Below are 18,218 nucleotides of genomic sequence, written 5' to 3' on the forward strand. Positions count from 1 at the left end.
CGGCCCGCGAATCACGCGAAGGGCCGCGAATGCCGCCATCCGCGTCGATTTGCGTGATTCGCGGGCGATCCTGCTCTAGAATCCCGGTCGGCCGGCGCGGATGCGGTCGGAGAAGTCCGGCGCCTGATCAGCGGCGAGCGCAGCCTCATTGATGTGGCTGCGGCGTTTGAGTTCGGGCAGCGGTAGATCGCGTTCGACGTAACCAAACTCGTACAGCCGCTCGTCGGCGTGGCCGTTGGCCAGTACGCGCCAGTCCCACGGATCGGCGATGTGCGCGCGCCGGACGTGGTGGCGAATGGACGTGCTGCAATTCGTCAGGAGCGAGTGGTACCACGCCGGCCGGCTGCGCAGGCCGTTCGCGGTGTCGATGTAGTCGAGGAACATCGTGCGCGTGACCTCGGGCGTCGCCTTGAGCCGGAACAGGTGAACGTCGTTGTGCGGCCGGATGCGGGTGCGCAGGCGGACAAGGTCGCGCTCGTCGCCCAACACATAGATCAACTCATAGCCGCGAAACATCCCGCGCAGCGCGGAATATTCCTCGCCCACTTCGCGCCGCGCTTCAATCGACGCGCACAGCCGGCCGTCGGGCCCGAAGTCGAAGGTCACCATCGTGTGGCAGACGTGCGGCGATCCCCAGTACGTCATGATGAAGTCGAGATGCCGCAGCTGTGAGAGCCGGTACGTGCGGGTTTCCCAGCGCGGCGTGACGTCGGTCGGCGACCGCCACGTGAAGTTGCGGACGTTGTGCACCGTCACGACATCACCCGCGACTTCGCCCCACGCGAGTTCCGCGCCTTCCGGATCCCAGTCCCGATCGGTGCGCGGCGTGCGTCCGAGCCAGCCGCCCCCGACAATCGCCGCCGCCACCAGCAGCGTTAGTCCCAGCCACGTCCGCGTCCGGCGCGGGTGCGGCTTGATGGCGTCAGGGGTGGTTTCAGATCCCGTCACGGCGCTATTTCGCGAGGGAAGCCGCGTGTTTGGCAAGCGCGTCGAGCGGCCACGTTCGGCCCTAGTCGAAAGGCGAAGGGTCCGTCGCTTGCCAGACCCTCGCGCGATTCCATGCTCCGCCGCGTGTTCGCTTCCGCTTCATCCGCTTCTCGTGCGGGCAACCCCTCGTGGCCGGTTTCGCGCTGGGTGCTGATCGCTTCCATCCTGGCCTCCGGCATGGTGTTCATCGACGGCACGGCGCTGAGCGTCGCCATGCCGGCGTTGCAGGCCGACATGGCGGCGAGCGGTGCCAATCTGCTCTGGGTGACCAACGGATTCTCGCTGCCGCTCGCGGCGCTGCTGCTGTTCGGGGGCGCGCTGGGCGATTGTTTCGGCCGGCGAAAGATCTTCATCGCCGGCATCGCGGCGTTCACGGCCGCCTCGCTCGCGTGCGGCCTCGCGCCGAGCGTGCCCTGGCTGATCGCGGGCCGCGTGGCGCAGGGCGTCGGCGGCGCGCTGATGGTGCCCGGCGCGCTGGCGATGATTTCGAGTTTCTTCCCGCCGGCGGAACGCGGCAAGGCGATCGGGGCGTGGTCGGCGTTCAGCGTGCTCGCCACGACGGTCGGTCCGGTCCTCGGCGGCGTGCTGGCGGGTGCGGGGCTGTGGCGCGGCGTGTTCTTCATCAACCTGCCGCTCTCGGCGGTCGCGCTGGGCATATTGCTGGTGAAGATCCCCGCGGACAAAAAGCCGGCGCGGCCGGTGCCGGTCGATTGGTGGGGCGCGATCACCGTGACGCTCGGCCTGGGGGGCCTCACGCACGGCCTGATTCAGTGGTCCAAGCCAGGCGGTGCCGATGCCTGGGTCGTGACCGCGCTGGTGGTCGGAGTGGCGTCGTTGATCGCATTCGTCGTGATCCAGCGCACGGTCCGTCATCCGCTGCTGCCGTTCGATGTATTCGAATCCCGGACACTCAAGGGCGCGAGCGCGTTGAGCCTGCTCTTCTACATGGGCTTTCACGGCACGCTGTTTTTTCTGCCGCTGAACCTGATTCAGGTGCAGGGGTATTCGCCGGCACTGGCCGGACTCACGCAGCTTCCATTGATGGCGTTGTTGGTCGGACTGTCGCAGTGGGCGGGCCGACTGGTGGATCGCCGCGGGCCGCGGCTGCCGCTCACGCTCGGACCGGCTCTGGCGGGAGCGGGCTTTCTCCTTTTTGCCGTGCCGGGCGTGACCGCGGGCCCGAAGGAATTCTGGTTCACCTACCTGCCCGGGTTTCTGCTCGTCGGGGCCGGGCTGGGCGTCACGGCGGCACCGTTGAGCACGACCGTGATGGACTCGGTCCCGGCGCAACGCCTGGGGCTGGCGTCGGGTATCAACAGCAGCCTTACACGCGTCGCGGGTGTCTTCGCGATCGCGATCCTCGGCCCCATCGTCCTCGCGTGGTTTGGCCAGGCGTTGGCGCAACGGACCGCCGACCTCCATCTGCCCGCCGCCGTGGCCACGCAGTTGCAGCACGAGGCGGCGAAACTGGCGGACGCGCAGGTGCCCGCGGGACTGACGGCGGAGGAAACGCTCGCGGTGAAGGCCGCGATCAAGGCGTCGTTTGTCGACGCGTTTCGCATCGCCGTTGCGCTTGCAGCCGGGTTGAGCTGGCTCGGGGCGTTGATCGCGGCGCGCACCGTGACGGCGTTGCCGGTTCCGCCTGGGACGCGGCCGGCGGGGACGGGGGCGCATTGATTTTCGTGCTGCCCGGCAACAATTTTATCGATTACCCGGAGGGGCGGGATGCTAACTATACTCTGTTCGTGAAACGCGATCCGCTGAGTCCAGCTCTGCCACCGAGTCCGGTTCCCGGCGAACCCACCGACGCCTGCAAACCGCGCCTGGCGGGGATGCTGCGGGCGCTGCGCCTCGACGTCACCTATGAGCGGGGCGCGGGCGACTACCTTTATTACCGCGACGAGGCCGGCCGGGAGGTCGAGGTGCTGGATGTCGTGGGCGGTTACGGCGCGCTGCTGTTCGGTCATGGCCATCCGGCGATCGTGGCGGAGGCGCAGCGGCTGCTCGCGAGCGGCCGTCCGTTTCACGCGCAGGGTTCACGGCGCGACTACGCGCAACGCCTCGGGTCCGAGTTGTCGCGTCGCGCGGGCGGCGACTACCGCGTAATCTTCGGCAACTCCGGCACGGAAGCCGTCGAGGCCGCCATGAAGCACGCGATGCTCGAGAGCGGGGCGCGAACGTTCATCGCGCTCGAGCGGGGCTTTCACGGCAAGACGCTGGGCGCGCTCCAACTCGCGGCCCACGCGCAGCACCGCGAACCGTTCGATGTGGCCGGGCTCAATGTCGTGCGGGTGCCGGCGAACGATCTCGCGCGGCTGGAAACAGCCTTCGCGGAGACTGCGGATCTCGCCGGTTTCATCTACGAGCCGATCCAGGGCGAGGGCGGCGTGCGTCTCCTTGAAGCGGGATTTTTGCAACGCGCCGCCGCGCTGTGCACGCAACGCGCCGTGCCGCTGATCGCGGATGAATGTCAGACCGGCATGGGCCGCACCGGGACCTTTCTCGCCAGCGAGGCGCTCGGCGTGCGGCCCGACTACGTGATTCTCTCGAAGGCGCTCGGCGGCGGGATCGCCAAGATCTCCGCGCTGCTCGTGCGGCGCGACCGTTACTGCGATGAATTCGATCTGAAGCACACGAGCACCTACGCCGAGGATGACTTTTCCTGTGCGCTGGCGTTGAAGACGCTGGAGTTGATCGACGCACCGCTGCTCGCCACGTGCCGGGCCCAGGGCGATCGGCTGCTGGCGGGCCTGAGGCGGCTGGCTGAGGCATTTCCGCAGATCATCGCAGACGTGCGCGGCGCCGGGCTCATGTCGGCGGTGGAGTTCCGTCCGCTGTCCCGCTCGCCCGGCTTCCTGCTCCGCTTCCTCAGCGCCCAGGAGGATCTGGCGCTCGTGCTCACCGGCTATCTGCTCAACGTCCATCGTATCCGGATTGCCCCGACGCTCAGCGATCGCTTCACGCTGCGGATCGAGCCGTCGGCGCTGCTGACCGACGCCGCCATGGATCGCGTGCTCGCGGCGCTCGGCGACGTGTGCTCCCGGTTGACGCAGGCCGACGCCTTCGGCCTCACGCGTTTTCTGCTCCGCTCCGGGGAGAAACACCGCGCGACGACCGACACCGGTCGCGTGGACGGCCGGGCGTTCGCGTACGACGAACCGCGTTTCCACGAGCAGCAGCGGCACGCGCCCGCGACGAAGGTGGCGTGGTTGTGTCACATGGTCGACGCCGACGACCTCGTTTCGCTGGACCCGGCGTTTGGCGTGCTGTCGCTCGAGGAACGTGAGGACTACCTGGCGCAACTGGTGTCGCGGATCGCCCCCGTCGTGATGAGCGCGGTCGACGTGCGTTCCATCACCGGCGCCGTCGTCCGGCTCTATCCGATCCTGCTGCCGTTCACCTCGCGCTGGATCAAGCGCCAGCTCGACGCGCGCCGGCTCACGCCGCCGCAGCGGCTCGTGCAGCAGGGCATCGACTGCGCGCACGCGCTCTGCTGCCAGATGGTCGCGCTCGGCCAGTACACGTCGATCGCCACCCTCAACGGCACGCGCCTGGCCGCGCGCGGCGCGGGCATCACCACCGGCAACAGCTATGCAATCGCCCTCGCCATCCAGGCGATCGAGCGCGCGCACCGCGAGACCGGACGCGATCCGCGGGACTCGGTGCTCGTGATCGCGGGCGCCGCCGGAAACATCGGCCGCACCTGCGCGGAGATTCTCGCCCCGCGGTATCGCCGCACGATTTTGATCGGCAGCGCCCGGCCGGGTTCCTGGCCGCGGTTGCAGGCACTCGCTGCCCGGGTCCCAAACGCCGTGGCGACCACCGATCTCGCCGCGGTCGGCGAAGGCCAGGTCGTGATTGCGGCGATGAACGCGGTCGACGCCCCGCTCGCCGCGCGGTGCTTCGCGCCGCAGGCGGTGTTGTGCGATCTCTCCGTGCCCGCAAGTCTTGCGCCGGCCGATGCCGCGACGCGGCCCGACCTGATCGTGATCAAGGGCGGGATTGCCGCGCTGCCGGGCGGGGAGCACTTGGAGATCCTCGATTTTCCACTGCCCCGCGGCCAGACGTACGGCTGCATGGCCGAGGCGCTGCTGCTCGGTTTCGAGGGCGTGCGCGACACGACGTTCACCGGATCGCTGACGCCGGATCATGTGCAACGCGTCGCGGCCATGGCGGCCCGCCACGGTTTCACCCTCGCCGATTACCGGCGCGCCTGCGTGCTCGGTTCGGAGCAGAAGATTCCTTCCTATGCGATCGCCCGCTAAGGCCACTCCCACCGTCATTGGCGGCAAGGCGAAGCAACTCGTCGAGCTGCAGCTCGCCGGCTTCAACGTGCCGGATTTTCTCTGCTCGCCCCCCGACCTCGCGAAAGCGCTCGAGGTACTCGGGCTGCCGGTGGCGGTCCGCTCGTCGGCTTCGGCCGAGGACGGCCGCGATGTCTCGTTCGCCGGCCAGTTCCAGAGTTTTCTCAACCTGCGATCGCTCGAGGAGGTGACGACCGCGGTGCGACGCTGCCAGGCCTCGGTGCGCGCGCCGTCCGTGATGGAATACAGCCGGCGCAGCGGCATCGATCCGCGCACGCTCCGCATGGCTGTGATCGTGCAACGCATGATCCAACCTGAGCTCGCGGGCGTCGCGTTCACGGTGAACCCGGCCACCGGTGCCGAGGAAGTGGTGATCGAGGCGTGTGCCGGGCTCGCCGACGCCCTGCTCGCGGGTCACCAGGCGGCATTGCCCGCGGGCCATCCGCTGCTGGAGCAGCATCGCGCTGAAATCACCCGCGTCGCGCAGGCGATCCAACGCCACTTCGGTTCGCCGCAGGACATCGAGTTCGCGATCGAGGGCGGCCGGTTGTTCATCCTGCAGGCGCGGCCGATCACGCGAATCCAGTTTGCGCCCGGAGTGGGCGAGTGGACGAACGCCGACTTCCGCGATGGCGGCGTCTCGAGCGACGTGTGCACGCCGCTGATGTGGTCATTGTACGACTACATCTGGGACGCCTCGCTGAAGGAGTTCCTGCGCGACATCCATCTGTGGCGCGGCGATTTTGCCGCCGGGCGGATGTGCTTCGGCCGACCGTACTGGAATTTGGGCGCCGTGAAACAATGCCTCGCCAAGCTCCCCGGGTTCAAGGAGCGCGAGTTCGATCGCGATCTCAGCGTGCAGGTGAACTACGAGGGCGATGGTATCAGCACGCCGGTGACGCTCCGCGGCGTCTTGCGCGCGCTGCCCACGGTGCTGTCCATTCCGGGCGTCTGGCGCCGGCAGGAGGAATTTGACCACGCGTTTCTCGCCGGGGGTTTCGACGCCCTGCAGCGGCGCCACGCGCCGCTGCCGGTGGATCTCGACGGCGGGTTCGCCCGGCTGATCCACGAGGATTACCGCACCACGGAGACGAACTACTTCCGGACGATCTTCTGCGCGTCGCTGGCCAAGATCGCGTTTCTCGAATCGTTTCCCGACGCCGACTACGCGGCGCTGGTGTCGGCTTTGCCGCCGATGCGGCACCTCGAGCCGACGCATGCACTGCGCGCGATGGCGGCGCGCGGCGAGACCGACGTCACGCCGTTGATGCGCGCGTTTCCGCACCGCGGCCGGCGCGAGCTCGACATCCGCGCACCGCGCTGGGACGAGGATCGCGAATGGGTGTCGACCTTGCTGCAGCAGCATGCCGGTGGGGCCGGCAACGACCCGCGGCCGGCCTACCTGGCGGCGCGGGCGCGGGCCGAAGCCGCGCTGCCGTGGCGCAAGCGCCGCAGCTTCGCGCGCAAGCTCGACCGGCTCCGGCACTTCCTCTGGCTGCGCGAGGAGATGCGCGATCTCTCCAGCCGGATGTATCACGTGATCCGGCGTTACGTGCTCGCGATCGCCGCGCGTCGCGGACTCGGCGACGATATCTTCTTCATGACCTTTGCCGACATCATCGCCGATCGTCGTGGTGAGGTGGAGACGCGCCGGCAGACGTACGAGAGCTACCGGAATTTCCGTCCGCCGAATGAAATTGGCGGACGCTTCACCTTCGATCCGCAACCGACGCACGGCGCGCTGCGCGGGATTGGCGCGAGCGGCGGCCGCGTGCGCGGCGTGGCACGCGTCGCGCGCACCATCGAAGAGGCGATGAGCGTCGAGAAAGGCGCGATCCTCGTGTGCCCGTTCACCGATCCCGGCTGGACGCCGGTGCTCGATCGCGTTGCGGGTGTGGTCACCGAAACCGGTGGATTGCTGTCGCACGCCGCGGTGATTTGTCGCGAGTACGGCATCCCGGCGGTGCTCGGCGTGCCGGACGCCACCACGCGCATTCCCAACGGCGCCGCCATCGTGCTTCACGGCAGCGAGGGCTTCGTCGAATTTGATCCCGCCTGCGACCGCCCCGGATTCCAGCGGCCTGCCTCCGCCTCCTGATTTTTCCCTCCACCCTCCACTATTCCCCTCCATGAAAATGAAACGACACCTCCTGCGACTGCTCTGTTGTGCCAGCCTGCTCCTCGGCGTTTTGCGCCCGGCGATGCAGGCGGCGGAAGATCCGGCCCACAATGAACTGCGCACCTTGCGCACCCAGGTGATCGAGGCGATCACCAAGGGCGATTTCGAAGCCGTGGTGAAGCACGTGCACCCGAGTGTAGTGGTCACGTGGCAAAACGCCGAAGTATGCCGCGGGCCGCAGGGGCTGCGGGAGTTCATGACGAAGATGGGCACGGATTCGTTCAAGGGCTACAAGGTGCCGCCGACGCCCGACGACCTCACGATCCTCTACGGCGGCGACACCGGCGTGTCGTTCGGCAAGGTCGTCGCGAACTACAAGCTGCTCGGCAAGGACTACGAATTCACCAGTCGCTGGACGGCCACGCTGGTGAAGGAGAACGGCAAATGGCTGCTCGCCAGCTATCACGTTTCACTCAACGCGCTCGACAATCCGATGCTGAACGCCGCGAAGAGCTCCCTGCTCTGGATCGGCGTCGGCGGCGCGGTGCTCGGCCTGATCGTCGGCCGGATCCTGTCGCGGCGCAAAGCGGCGTGAAGGACCACGGCCTGAGGCGGAAGGGGGCTGCGGCCCGCGCCTCAGGCCTGCATCGAACCACCCATCTGAGGAAACGCGCGTGGCTTTGAAACGATGGCCCACATTCGCGGCGGTTCGCGTGATTCGCGGGCGGTTGTCAGCCGGGTCGCCGTGACCGCGCTCCCCGCCACGGTTCCCGCCGGCAGTGAGGCGGCCACGCGCGCCGATTTCTCGCTGATTCGCTACGCGCAATGCTGGGAGGATGCGGACATCCTGCTCGACGCGCTCGCGATCCAGCCCGGCGACGACTGCCTGTCGATTGGTTCGGCGGGCGACAACGCGCTCGCGTTGCTCTCGCGCCGGCCCGGCCGCGTCGTCGTCATTGACCTGAATCCGTCGCAGCTCGCCTGTCTCGAGCTGCGGGTCGCGGCGTATCGGGAACTTGAACACGCCGAGCTGCTCGAGTTGATCGGCTCCCGGCCGAGCGGGCGGCGTGCGGCGCTTTATCAACGCTGCCGCAGCCAGCTCACCGCGCCCGTGCGCGCCTTCTGGGATGGAAAATCCGCGGAGATCGCCGCCGGCATCGGCGGGGCGGGAAAGTTCGAGCGCTACTTCGCGACGTTTCGTCACCGGATTCTGCCGCTCGTGCACTCGCGCCGGAAAGTGGAACATCTGCTGCGCGGCGGCACGCGGGAGGAGCGCGAGACGTTTTATGCGAACGAGTGGGACACCTGGCGCTGGCAGTTGCTGTTCCGGATCTTTTTCTCGCGCTTCGTCATGGGCCGGATGGGGCGCGATCCCAGTTTCTTTCGCTACGTGAAGGGCAGCGTGTCCGACCGGTTTCTCGCGCGTGGACGCTACGCAACCACCACGCTGAATCCGGCGGAGAATCCGTATCTGCAGTGGATCCTCACGGGCGCGCATCCGACGGCGCTGCCGTTTGCGCTCCGGCCCGAGAACTTCGAGGTCATCCGCGCGCACCTTGATCGCCTCGAGTGGCATTGCGAGCCCATGGAGGCGTATCTCGAGCGCGCCGGCGAACGGAGGTTCGGGGCGTTCAACCTCAGCGACATTTTCGAGTACATTTCGGAGGAGAACACGCACCGGCTGCTGGAGCGGATCGTGCGCTCTGGGAAGAGCGGCGCGCGGCTCGCCTACTGGAACACACTCGCGGACCGGCATCGGCCCGAATTCATGACCGATCGGCTCCGCTCGCTGCCCGAACTCAGCCAGGCGCTGCACGCGCGCGACAAGGCGTTTTTCTACTGCGCGTTCGTGGTCGAGGAAGTGATCTGAGCCGCCATTCCCGGAGCTGCGGCCCCAAACTCACGCCGGGCGGGTGGGACGCGCGCGGGCGGAACCTGCCCACCGCCTGCTAATCCAGTCGAACGTCAGGCGGCTGGATTGGCTTCAGCGACCTCGGGCGCGGGTGCCGGAGCCGCTTTTGCTTTAGGTGCGGTTTTTTTCGCGGCGCGCTTCCCGGAGGTCTGCTTCCGCGCCGACTCAACGAGCGCTTCGAAGGTTTTGCGGGCCTGCTTGGCCGCTTTCTTGGCGTCGCGGTGCACTTTCCGGGCCTGTTTCGCGGATCGCTTCGCGTCGTGCGCGATGGCGGCGAGTCGTTCCATCTCAGCCTCCGCGCGCTTGAGCTCAACGGCGGCGCTGGCGGAGGGTTTTGCTTTCGTCGGCTTGGATTTCATGGGGCGTTTCCAAGCTACGGTTCCTCCGGCCCGCGGGCAAACGCGGCAATGTTACATTTTATGGTGACGATGGGGTGACGATTCCGCGCCGGAACACCTGGATCCACGACTCGTGGGTGAACTCCGCGCTGCCGGCGGCGAAGTACGCGGCGAGCTCGGAGCGGAGCCACCGGCGGACGGTGTCGACCGGCTCCGGTCCGCGCTCGACCACGCGGATTACACTGCTGTGGGTGAGCAGGTTGTCGACATACTCGTCGAGCGTGTAACGCCGGGAAGTGGCGGCCGTATCGCAGGCGAGCTCGGCGAAACCGCAAGCTGCGGCGAGTTCGCGGGTGAGGCGCTCCCCGTGGCGCTCGATTTTCGGATAGCGTGCCTTCAACACCTCCCGTCGCCAGACGTCGAAATCCTGCCGGTCGGCGATTCGCCCGACTGAACCCGCCTTGTACAGCACCAGCCAGCCGGCGGGACGGAGTACGCGGGCGGCTTCCGCAAGGAATCGTTCCTGGTCGAACCAGTGGTACGCGGAGCTGACGGTCACGAGGTCGAACTCGCCGGCCCGGACGGGGAGAGCCTCGGCGTAGCCGCGGCGGTATTCAATCTGCGGATGCCGCTCCGCCTGCTTCAGCATCTCCGAGGAGGGATCGATGCCGACCACTGACGTGGCATAGGGCAGCAGCGCGACGGTCGAGTGTCCGGTGCCGCAGCCGACGTCGGCTGCCCGACCGACGGGGATCACTCCCCCGAGCGTCTGACTCAGGAACGCGAGAACCTGGGCATGGCCCCGCGGCCGGTGCGCGGCGTAGCGGCGTGCGGCGAGGGGCGAGTCGAAGTAGTTGACGGCGGGTGCGGCGACGACGCCGTTGGTGACGGCGGTCGATACGGGTGAATCGGGTTCCATGGTTCACCTACGGTGCACGCCAGCGGTTACGGTCGCGCGTCGATGCCGCAACGTCGCGGCAAAAGAAAGGCCGTCATCCGAAGATGACGGCCGGCGGGAGGCCCGGGGAAGTGCGAATCAGAACCGCACCGAGATCCCGGCCGAGGCGCGCCACGAATACTTCGTGTAGTCCTCGGGGTTGTCCGGGTGGTTCAATCCCTGGTAAGAGATCTGCGGTTCGTCGGTGAGGTTATTCACGTTGAGGAACAGCCGCACGTTCCGGGAAAGCTGAACGCTTGATTCCCAGTTGAGCGATTCGTAGGCGCCGAAGTAGTCGTCGAAGAAGTTGTTCGCATCGAGTCCCTCGAGAAAGTCCGAACGATACGTGTAACTCAGGCGGCCGCGAAAGGCGCCACCGGCATATTGGAGCGACGCGTTGTAGATGCCATCGCTGAAGCCGTAGGTCGGGAGATCCTCGCTGAGGCGGCCCGGGTACTTGCCATCGCTCTTGGTGAACGTGCCCGAAAGCGCCACGCTCAGGCCGTTGAACGGGCCGGGCAGGAAGAGGAGGCGCTGGCGGGCGATCAGTTCCAGCCCGTAGTTCGTCGCGCCAAGGGCGTTGTCGGTGGACGTGTAGATGCGGGTGCCGTTGGCGTCCGGGATGGGATAGCCGCTGGCATCCGTGTCGGTGAACCGCAGCGAGCTGTCATAGTAAAATCCCTTCATCTTCTTGTAGAACACGCCGGCCGAATAGAGTCCGCCCCTGGGCGTGTAGTACTCGATCTGCACGTCGACATTGTGCGCCGTGGAGGGATTCAGGTTCGGATTGCCGCCGGAAATATTGCCGGTGTTGGTGTCGAGATTCAGGCCCGCGACGAGGGCGTTGACGTCCGGCCGGCTGTAACTGCGGTGGTAGCTCTCGCGCAGAATGAGGTTGCTGGCCAGTTCGTGCCGGAGGTGCAGGCCCGGCAGCCACATCGTGTAGTCATGCTTTGCGTTCACCGTGGTCGGCATGGCCGGTGCGTTGCTGTTGTAGCGATAGGTGCGCGACTCGAACGCCGTGTGTTCCATGCGCAATCCGGTGATGAGCGTGGTCCGGCCCCATCGCACCGTGCCCATGCCGTAAGCCGCGGTCACATTCTCTTCCGCGCGATAGTCGTTGATCACGTTGTTGAGCAGGGCGTCGTTCGTCTGCAGGGCGAAGAGCCCCGGCGAACTCCGCAGCAGCGCGGCGGTCCGATCGAGGTCCGGATACTGGTAAATCGGCAGCGCGCCAAAGACCTTGTAGTCGGTGCGTGAGAGCAGGCTGGCATAGGGAAACCCGCTCGCGTTCGTGCCGGTGCGGTAGACGATCGAGGCCTGGTCCTGCTCCTTCACGTTCGTACGGTGCTTGGCGCCGAATTTGAATGATCCGCTCAGCGCCTTGCCGATGAATTTCCGCTCGAGGTCCATCCGGGCGCTGAACGCCTTCTCGGCCGCGTCGCGCGGAGAGAGCGTGAGGTCGCCGCGGTTGATCGTGGTAACATCGTAAGGATCCTTGGCATTGAGAATCGTGTACACGGGCTTCCAGCGCGTCGTCTGATCGTAGCCGAATTGGTAGCCCTGGTTGCGAATGACGTAGGCCAGCGATCGGTCCCGGTTCGAGAGGTTGTCGGAACGGAAGAGATCGAAGGTCAGCGTCGTCGTCTCCATTTGGTGACGCCCGCCGAACGAACCGCCGTAGGCGTCGTTGTCGGTGCTGCTCACGTCATTCTGGTAACGCAGCTCGTTCAACGCACTCGCGACGCTGCGGCCGGTGTTGTACGTGGCTTCGGCGATGCTCTTCGTGCCGGTGGCCGCGTTGAAGTTGTGGTTCGCGTTGACGTAGTAACGCGCGCGCGGCTTCTCCGCGTCCACCTGGTTGAAACGGTAGAACGGACGAAGGTAGAGGGTCGTGTCCGGGCCCGCCCGATAGTCGAGGGCGAGGTTCGCGCCGAGCGAAGTCGTTTCGCGATAGTTCGTCTGCGGCGCGGCGTTCGTGTGGAAGTAGAGCGGAGCGGTGAGGCCCAGGGCGGGCTCGAACTGCGGCTGCAGGACAGCGTAGTCCTTGTCGAGGTTGTCGTAGTCGCGGGCCGACTCGGACCAGGCGAGGTTGAGGCCGACGCCCAGGTTCCTCTGACCGCCGGCGACGCTGAAGATGTCGAGATAGTTCAGCGAAGCTTGGTAATTCCACTTCTCGCGCATGTCGTAGTAGACCCCGCCCGTGGTGAACTCGAGCGTGCGGCCGTCGCGCTGGAACGCCGAGCGCGAGATCACGTTGATGATGCCGCCGAGGGCGTCACCGTCGCGGTCCGGCGTCGCCGCTTTCACGACCTCGATGTTGCTCACCGCGTCGGCGTTGAGCTGGCCGATGGAGAACGCCCGCGAATTGCCCGACGCGGGCATGCGGTTCCCGTCGACCTGGACCGAGTTGTACTTCGCCTCGAGCCCGCGGATGTTGACGCCCGCCGGCTCGCCGTCCTCCCCTTCGTTCACGCTCAGGCCGGGAAGCTGTTGGAGGGTGTAGCCGAGGTTGCCGCCGAGGTTCGTGCTGAACGTCTCCTCGGAAACGATGTTCACCAGGCCGCTCGCGGTCTTCTGCTGGTTGATCGCCAGCGCCTGTCCGCGGGCGGATTCCGCGACCGTGAACGCCTCCATGCGCAGGGCCTTGTTCTCGAGCGTGGCATCGACGGCAAGGGTGGATCCCGCCGGCAGCGTCACGCTGCGTTCGAAGTGATCGAGACCGACGTACTCGATCTCGAGTCGAATTTCCCCGGGGGGAAGGCCGGTCAGGCGGTATCGACCCGTGGCATCGGTACTGGTGACGGCCGAGGTGCCGCGCGCACGCACGACGGCGCCCTGCAGTGACCGGCCCGTGGCGGCGTCGGAGACGCGGCCCGCAATCAGGCCGCTGTCCTGGGCAAACGCCGTCGCTGTCAGCAGCGCGGCGGCAAGAAGCGCGGGCCAGTGGCCGGCGCGTCGCAGGGAGGGAAGGGAGGCAGACATGGTGTGGTGAAGGTGGCGCCCCCGCGGCGTGGGACCGTGGTGACCGGGCGTCGCGCGCCACTCTGGCCCCCGCCGGTGTCGGTTGCATGGCGGGGACGCGACGAGTTCGCGACATTCCGGCGGCCGCGGCGCCGTTGTCTCCAGAATGTAACTACACCGCCACGCGTTTGCGACGCGGCCGGGCTTAACTGCCCGCGGCCGCATTCCACCTTTCCGCTCCGCCGTGAAACTCGCCCTCGTCTCCGAAACGTTCCCGCCGGAAATCAACGGCGTCGCGATGACGTTCGGCGTCATCGCCCGCGAGCTGGGGCGCCGCGGCCACGCGGTGCGGGTGTATCGGCCGCGCCGTGACGACCTGCCGGCGGGCGAGGCGCAGCCGGAGTTCCGCGAGATACCGCTGCCGGGCATGCCGATTCCGCGGTATCCGATGCTGCGGCTCGGGCTGCCGGCGGCGCGGCGGTTGCGCCGCGAATGGACCGCAGACCGTCCCGATCTGGTGCATGTCGCCACCGAGGGCCCGCTCGGGGCGTCGGCGATCAGCGCGGCGCGCGCGCTTGGCCTTCCAGTGACGTCCAGCTTCCACACTAATTTTCACGCCTACACGCGGCACTACGGTTTCCCGCTCCTTGGCCGCCTGGTGCTCGCCTGGCTGCGGCGGGTGCACAACCGCACGCAGCGGACGTTTGCGCCGACGCAGGACCTGTGTGCCGAGCTTACGGCGAGCGGTTTCGAGCGGGTCGCACTCTTGTCCCGTGGCGTGGACACGTGGCAGTTCCATCCCGCCCGCCGGGCCGCGGTCCTGCGGGCAAAGTGGGGCGCGGGTGACACCGATCCGGTGGTGATTCACGCCGGACGAATGGCGGCGGAAAAAAACTACGGCCTGCTCTTCACCGCCTTCGAAGCGATGCGCGTGTCCAATCCGCGCTGTCGTTTCGTCCTGGTCGGGGACGGACCGTTGCGGGAGCGGTTGCAACGCGATCACCCGCAGTGCGTGTTCACCGGCTTCGTTTCGCGCGGAGACCTCGCGCGGCACTACGCCTCGGCCGACATCTACATTCACGCGAGTCTCACCGAGACCTTCGGCAACGTCCTGACCGAGGCCATGGCGAGTGGCCTCGCGGTCGCGGGCTTCGACTACGCGGCGGCCCGACAGTTTGTGCGCCATGGAGCGAACGGGCTGGCCGTCCCGTGCGATCAGCCGGATGCATTGGTTGATTCCGCGGTGCTGCTGGCCTCGGATGAGTTCCTGCGCCTGCAGCTTCGCACCGCCGCGCGCAGCGCCGTGGAGCGACAGTCATGGGAGAACGTGATCGGGCGCTTCGAAGCGGACCTGGCGGAAGTCGCCGGCGTGCTGCTCGAAACGCGGGAGGCTGTCCTCGCATGAGCGCCCGGTTGCTCATCCTCACGGCCGCGTTTGGCGAAGGCCACAACGCCGCCGCCCGGGCGCTCGCCGCGGCCTGCGATTGCAGCCACGGCCCGGGGACCGCCCGCGTGGAGGACGTGTTTGCACTCGCCTCGCCGCGGCTGAACGAGGTGTTCCGGCGGTGCTATCTCGGGTTGATCAATCGACTGCCCGCCGCGTGGAGCCTGGCGTACCGCAGCTTGGAAATGCCCGGCATAACAGCCGTCGCATTCTCGCTGCTGTGGCGCGAGCGGCGGGTGCTGGGCGAGTTGATGGCGCGAGAGCGGCCTGATGCCATCTGCTGCACCTATCCGGTGTATGCGTTTCTTTTGCGCCGACTCGCGCGGCAGGGCCGGTTGACGGTTCCGTTCTACAACGTCGTCACCGACTCCATCAGCATCCACCCGCTGTGGTGGCGCGCCGGCGCGGCCGGCTGGTTTGTGCCCAACGAGGACTCCGCCGAGGTCATGCGCCGCGCGGGCGTCGCAACTGACAAGATTCACGTCTCCGGATTTCCAGTACAGCCTTTCTTCGATGCGCACACGCGTGAGCTCGCACCGCCCCGGCTTGGGGACCGCGCGACGCCCCGGGTGCTCTATATCATCAATTCCGGTACGGCGGGCGCGGCCGAGACGGCCCGGCGCCTGCTGACCGACACCCCGTGGGAGATCACGTGTACGGTGGGACGCAACGAAACGTTGCGGGCTGAACTCGCGCAGCTCGCGGCGGCGCGGCCCGGACGGTGCCGAATCCTCGGGTGGACCGATCAGATTCCCCGGCTGTTGATGACCCACCATGTCGTCATCAGCAAAGCCGGCGGGGCAACCACGCAGGAGGCGCTGGCGGCCCGCTGTCCGATGATTGTGAACCAGATTGTGCCCGGGCAGGAGGAGGGAAATTACGAACTGCTCCGCCGGCACGGCATCGGGGCGCTGGCCGAGACGCCGGCCGAGGCGCTTGCGGCCCTGCAGCGCGCCTTTGCTGACCAGGGCCGCGTCTGGCACCAGTGGCGCCTGGCCATTGCGCCCCTGGTCAGGACCCGCGCGGCGTACGACATCAATCGGGCCGTTTTGGGCAGCGTCGAGGGATCGCACGGAGATGAAGTGGAACCCATCCCGTTGCCGTTCCGCGTCGCTGCGACCGCATGAAGACCTGTTTCATCTTCAATCCCAACTCCGGCCGGAACCGGCAGCGGCCACGCCTGGCGGGTGTGATTCGGGAGTTCATCGCCTCCCGTTCGCTTGATGCGCACCTAGCGACCACCGAAGGACCCGGCCATGCGACGGAACTGGCGCGGGCAGCCGTGCGATCCGGCCATGACCTCGTCGTCGCCGTCGGCGGCGACGGCACCATGAACGAGGTGGCGCAGGGTCTGATCCATACTCCGGTCGCACTTGCGTTGGTGCCGTGCGGCTCCGGGAATGGTCTCGCTTTGCATCTCGGGCTGCCCCGCTCCCCGCTCGGAGCCCTGCAGCTCGCGACGGGGACCGACCGTCGCATCGTTGCAGTGGATACGGGCACTGCGAACGGGCTGCCGTTCGTCAACGCCATGGGCCTGGGATTCGACGCCGACGTCAGTCAGCGCTTCAACGGTCTCACCCGCCGCGGCCTCCCCGCCTACATTCGCGTGGCGTGCGCCGCGCTCAGGAATCTGCGATCGGAGCACTGTATCGTCTCCGCCGGCACCCGCCGCGAGACCTTGGAGGTGCTGCTGATTGCGGTGGCGAATTCGGATCAATACGGCAACAACGCGCGGATTGCGCCGGGAGCGCGCATTGATGACGGCCGGCTCGATCTGGTGGCCGTTCACTCCGTCGGTCTCTGGCGCGCCGGCACGCTCGTGCCGCGGCTGTTTCTCGGCACCATCGATCGCAGTCCGCACGTGACCCGGCTGACGGGACCGCGTTTCGTGATCGACCGGGTGGCGCCGGGATTGATTCACACCGATGGTGAAACGCACCCCACCGGGGCGCGCATCGAGGTGAACGTGCAGCCGGGCAGCCTCAATGTTCTCGTTCCGGCCGCGTCGGGCGTCGTCGCGCCGGCGCGCAAGGCAACACCCGCCCGGTTCGCCCTCCTTTTCCCATGAAGCTCCATGTGCGTACCGTCGTCATCAGCGATGTGCACCTCGGCACGTCCGAATCGAAGGTGAGCGAGGTGAATCACTTTCTCCGCCACGTCCGCTGCGCGAAGTTGATCCTCAATGGCGACATCATCGACGGCTGGCAGCTTCGGCGCGGTGGCAGCTGGACCAAGGCGCACACGCGCTTCGTCCGGATTGTGCTGAAGAAACTCGAGAAGCGCGACACCGAGGTCGTTTATCTCCGCGGGAATCATGACGACATCCTTTCGTCCTTCCTGCCGCTCGACTTCGAAAACCTCAGGGTGGTGGAGGAACATATCCACGAGGGACAGCGTGGTCGTTATCTGGTGCTGCACGGCGACATCTTCGACACCGTGACGAAGAACTTCGTCTTCCTCGCGCACCTCGGGGACTGGGGCTATCGGGCACTGCTGACGTTGAACCGATTCTACAACATGTGGCGCGCGTGGCGCGGCAAGGAGTACTGGTCTCTGAGCAAGGCCATCAAGGCGCGCGTCAAGGAAGCGGTGAGCCACATCTCCAACTTCGAGGAACACATCACCCAGCTGGCGAGAAAGCGGGGTTGCACCGGCGTCATGTGCGGGCACATCCACACCGCCGCCGACAAGATGATCGGCGACGTTCACTACCTCAACTCCGGGGACTGGGTGGAGTCGCTCACCGCGCTCGTCGAGCACTGGGACGGCCGCTTCGAGCTGGTGAACTACGTGGACTTTGTGCGCAGCTATCCACTCGACGACGAAGCCGCGGGGGCGGACTCGCCGAGCCTGGAATTTCCCGCGCAAGGCGTCGGCGTCTAGGCGCGGGGGCGTACGACGCCCTCGGATACAGGTTACGGGCGCGTTAAATCGTGGGTGCCGCGCCTGAATTGCATTGAATGAAACTCCGTCACCACCGTCCTTCGTCGCGGTTGTTCAGAGCAGTGTTGTGTACGGTAAGGTAAGGCCGCCCAACGGGTTTTTGGGCGGCCTTTTTTCTAGCCGGAAGATTGCGGCAGACGCAGCGGAAGCGTGACCCAATCGTCACTTGATGACGGATGCGTGACGGCCGGGTGAAATGTCCGTGACGCGGGACCAATTGCATTGCGGGGACGAATTGCGGCGTGGCGTGCTGGAAGGCATGATGAAGTG

The 18,218-nt window shown here is 66.9% G+C and carries 13 protein-coding genes; 9 read left to right on the forward strand and 4 right to left on the reverse strand.

The window, feature by feature from the left end; genetic code table 11:
* Nucleotides 1-75: 75 nt before the first annotated feature.
* Nucleotides 76-948 (reverse strand): Lnb N-terminal periplasmic domain-containing protein, encoded by an 873-nt coding sequence (locus ACLJEU_RS00310; RefSeq protein WP_414662510.1) that lies wholly within the window; start codon nucleotides 946-948, stop codon nucleotides 76-78.
* 123 nt (nucleotides 949-1,071) lie between these two features.
* On the opposite strand from ACLJEU_RS00310, the gene ACLJEU_RS00315 reads away from it, so the two are divergent.
* The 5 genes from ACLJEU_RS00315 to ACLJEU_RS00335 all read left to right on the forward strand — a co-directional run bounded on the left by ACLJEU_RS00315 (nucleotide 1,072) and on the right by ACLJEU_RS00335 (nucleotide 9,280).
* Entirely contained in the window at nucleotides 1,072-2,664 is a 1,593-nt protein-coding gene (locus tag ACLJEU_RS00315) for an MFS transporter (RefSeq protein WP_457795323.1), read from the forward strand.
* A 68-nt stretch (nucleotides 2,665-2,732) separates the two neighbouring features.
* Nucleotides 2,733-5,252, forward strand: coding sequence for an aminotransferase class III-fold pyridoxal phosphate-dependent enzyme (locus ACLJEU_RS00320; protein WP_414662512.1), 2,520 nt, complete (start codon nucleotides 2,733-2,735; stop codon nucleotides 5,250-5,252).
* Nucleotides 5,236-7,389 (forward strand): PEP/pyruvate-binding domain-containing protein, encoded by a 2,154-nt coding sequence (locus ACLJEU_RS00325; protein ID WP_414662513.1) that lies wholly within the window; start codon nucleotides 5,236-5,238, stop codon nucleotides 7,387-7,389. The genes ACLJEU_RS00320 and ACLJEU_RS00325 overlap by 17 nt, the downstream gene beginning before the upstream one ends.
* Nucleotides 7,390-7,426: 37 nt before the next feature.
* Complete coding sequence (locus tag ACLJEU_RS00330) at nucleotides 7,427-8,005, forward strand: YybH family protein (RefSeq protein WP_414662514.1); 579 nt, start codon at nucleotides 7,427-7,429, stop codon at nucleotides 8,003-8,005.
* Between the two features lie 93 nt (nucleotides 8,006-8,098).
* Entirely contained in the window at nucleotides 8,099-9,280 is a 1,182-nt protein-coding gene (locus ACLJEU_RS00335; protein WP_414662515.1) for a DUF3419 family protein, read from the forward strand.
* 95 nt (nucleotides 9,281-9,375) lie between these two features.
* On the opposite strand, the gene ACLJEU_RS00340 is transcribed toward ACLJEU_RS00335, so the two are convergent.
* The 3 genes from ACLJEU_RS00340 to ACLJEU_RS00350 all read right to left on the reverse strand — a co-directional run bounded on the left by ACLJEU_RS00340 (nucleotide 9,376) and on the right by ACLJEU_RS00350 (nucleotide 13,582).
* The gene (locus ACLJEU_RS00340) at nucleotides 9,376-9,681 is read right to left on the reverse strand and encodes a histone (protein ID WP_414662516.1); all 306 of its coding nucleotides are present in this window, start codon (nucleotides 9,679-9,681) and stop codon (nucleotides 9,376-9,378) included.
* A gap of 58 nt (nucleotides 9,682-9,739) precedes the next feature.
* Nucleotides 9,740-10,579, reverse strand: coding sequence for a class I SAM-dependent methyltransferase (locus tag ACLJEU_RS00345; RefSeq protein WP_414662517.1), 840 nt, complete (start codon nucleotides 10,577-10,579; stop codon nucleotides 9,740-9,742).
* A gap of 117 nt (nucleotides 10,580-10,696) precedes the next feature.
* Nucleotides 10,697-13,582 carry a TonB-dependent receptor gene (locus ACLJEU_RS00350; protein ID WP_414662518.1) on the reverse strand — a complete coding sequence of 962 codons (2,886 nt, stop codon included), beginning with the start codon at nucleotides 13,580-13,582 and terminating at the stop codon, nucleotides 10,697-10,699.
* Between the two features lie 223 nt (nucleotides 13,583-13,805).
* Between ACLJEU_RS00350 and ACLJEU_RS00355 the strand changes: the two genes are divergently transcribed.
* From ACLJEU_RS00355 to ACLJEU_RS00370, 4 genes are read left to right on the forward strand one after another with little or no spacing between them, the layout of a single operon-like run.
* Nucleotides 13,806-14,966: a glycosyltransferase family 4 protein gene (locus ACLJEU_RS00355; RefSeq protein WP_414662519.1), complete on the forward strand. Its 1,161-nt coding sequence runs from the start codon at nucleotides 13,806-13,808 to the stop codon at nucleotides 14,964-14,966.
* The gene (locus ACLJEU_RS00360) at nucleotides 14,963-16,132 is read left to right on the forward strand and encodes an MGDG synthase family glycosyltransferase (protein ID WP_414662520.1); all 1,170 of its coding nucleotides are present in this window, start codon (nucleotides 14,963-14,965) and stop codon (nucleotides 16,130-16,132) included. The genes ACLJEU_RS00355 and ACLJEU_RS00360 overlap by 4 nt, the downstream gene beginning before the upstream one ends.
* The gene (locus ACLJEU_RS00365; RefSeq protein WP_414662521.1) at nucleotides 16,129-17,073 is read left to right on the forward strand and encodes a diacylglycerol/lipid kinase family protein; all 945 of its coding nucleotides are present in this window, start codon (nucleotides 16,129-16,131) and stop codon (nucleotides 17,071-17,073) included. Before ACLJEU_RS00360 ends, ACLJEU_RS00365 begins: the two co-directional genes overlap by 4 nt.
* The gene (locus ACLJEU_RS00370) at nucleotides 17,070-17,888 is read left to right on the forward strand and encodes a UDP-2,3-diacylglucosamine diphosphatase (protein ID WP_414662522.1); all 819 of its coding nucleotides are present in this window, start codon (nucleotides 17,070-17,072) and stop codon (nucleotides 17,886-17,888) included. The genes ACLJEU_RS00365 and ACLJEU_RS00370 overlap by 4 nt, the downstream gene beginning before the upstream one ends.
* Nucleotides 17,889-18,218 lie beyond the last annotated feature (330 nt).

It is taken from the genome of Terrisphaera buseokensis, from assembly GCF_047521145.2.
In the GTDB taxonomy this organism is placed as follows: Bacteria; Verrucomicrobiota; Verrucomicrobiia; order Opitutales; family Opitutaceae; genus ER46.

Coding starts and splice junctions, on each gene's coding strand:
- ACLJEU_RS00345 (WP_414662517.1), bottom strand. CDS start 10,579: ATGGAACCCGATTCACCCGTATCGACCGCCGTCACCAACGGCGTCGTC.
- ACLJEU_RS00370 (WP_414662522.1), top strand. CDS start 17,070: ATGAAGCTCCATGTGCGTACCGTCGTCATCAGCGATGTGCACCTCGGC.
- ACLJEU_RS00350 (WP_414662518.1), bottom strand. CDS start 13,582: ATGTCTGCCTCCCTTCCCTCCCTGCGACGCGCCGGCCACTGGCCCGCG.
- ACLJEU_RS00340 (WP_414662516.1), bottom strand. CDS start 9,681: ATGAAATCCAAGCCGACGAAAGCAAAACCCTCCGCCAGCGCCGCCGTT.
- ACLJEU_RS00335 (WP_414662515.1), top strand. CDS start 8,099: ATGGCCCACATTCGCGGCGGTTCGCGTGATTCGCGGGCGGTTGTCAGC.
- ACLJEU_RS00330 (WP_414662514.1), top strand. CDS start 7,427: ATGAAACGACACCTCCTGCGACTGCTCTGTTGTGCCAGCCTGCTCCTC.
- ACLJEU_RS00365 (WP_414662521.1), top strand. CDS start 16,129: ATGAAGACCTGTTTCATCTTCAATCCCAACTCCGGCCGGAACCGGCAG.
- ACLJEU_RS00360 (WP_414662520.1), top strand. CDS start 14,963: ATGAGCGCCCGGTTGCTCATCCTCACGGCCGCGTTTGGCGAAGGCCAC.
- ACLJEU_RS00325 (WP_414662513.1), top strand. CDS start 5,236: ATGCGATCGCCCGCTAAGGCCACTCCCACCGTCATTGGCGGCAAGGCG.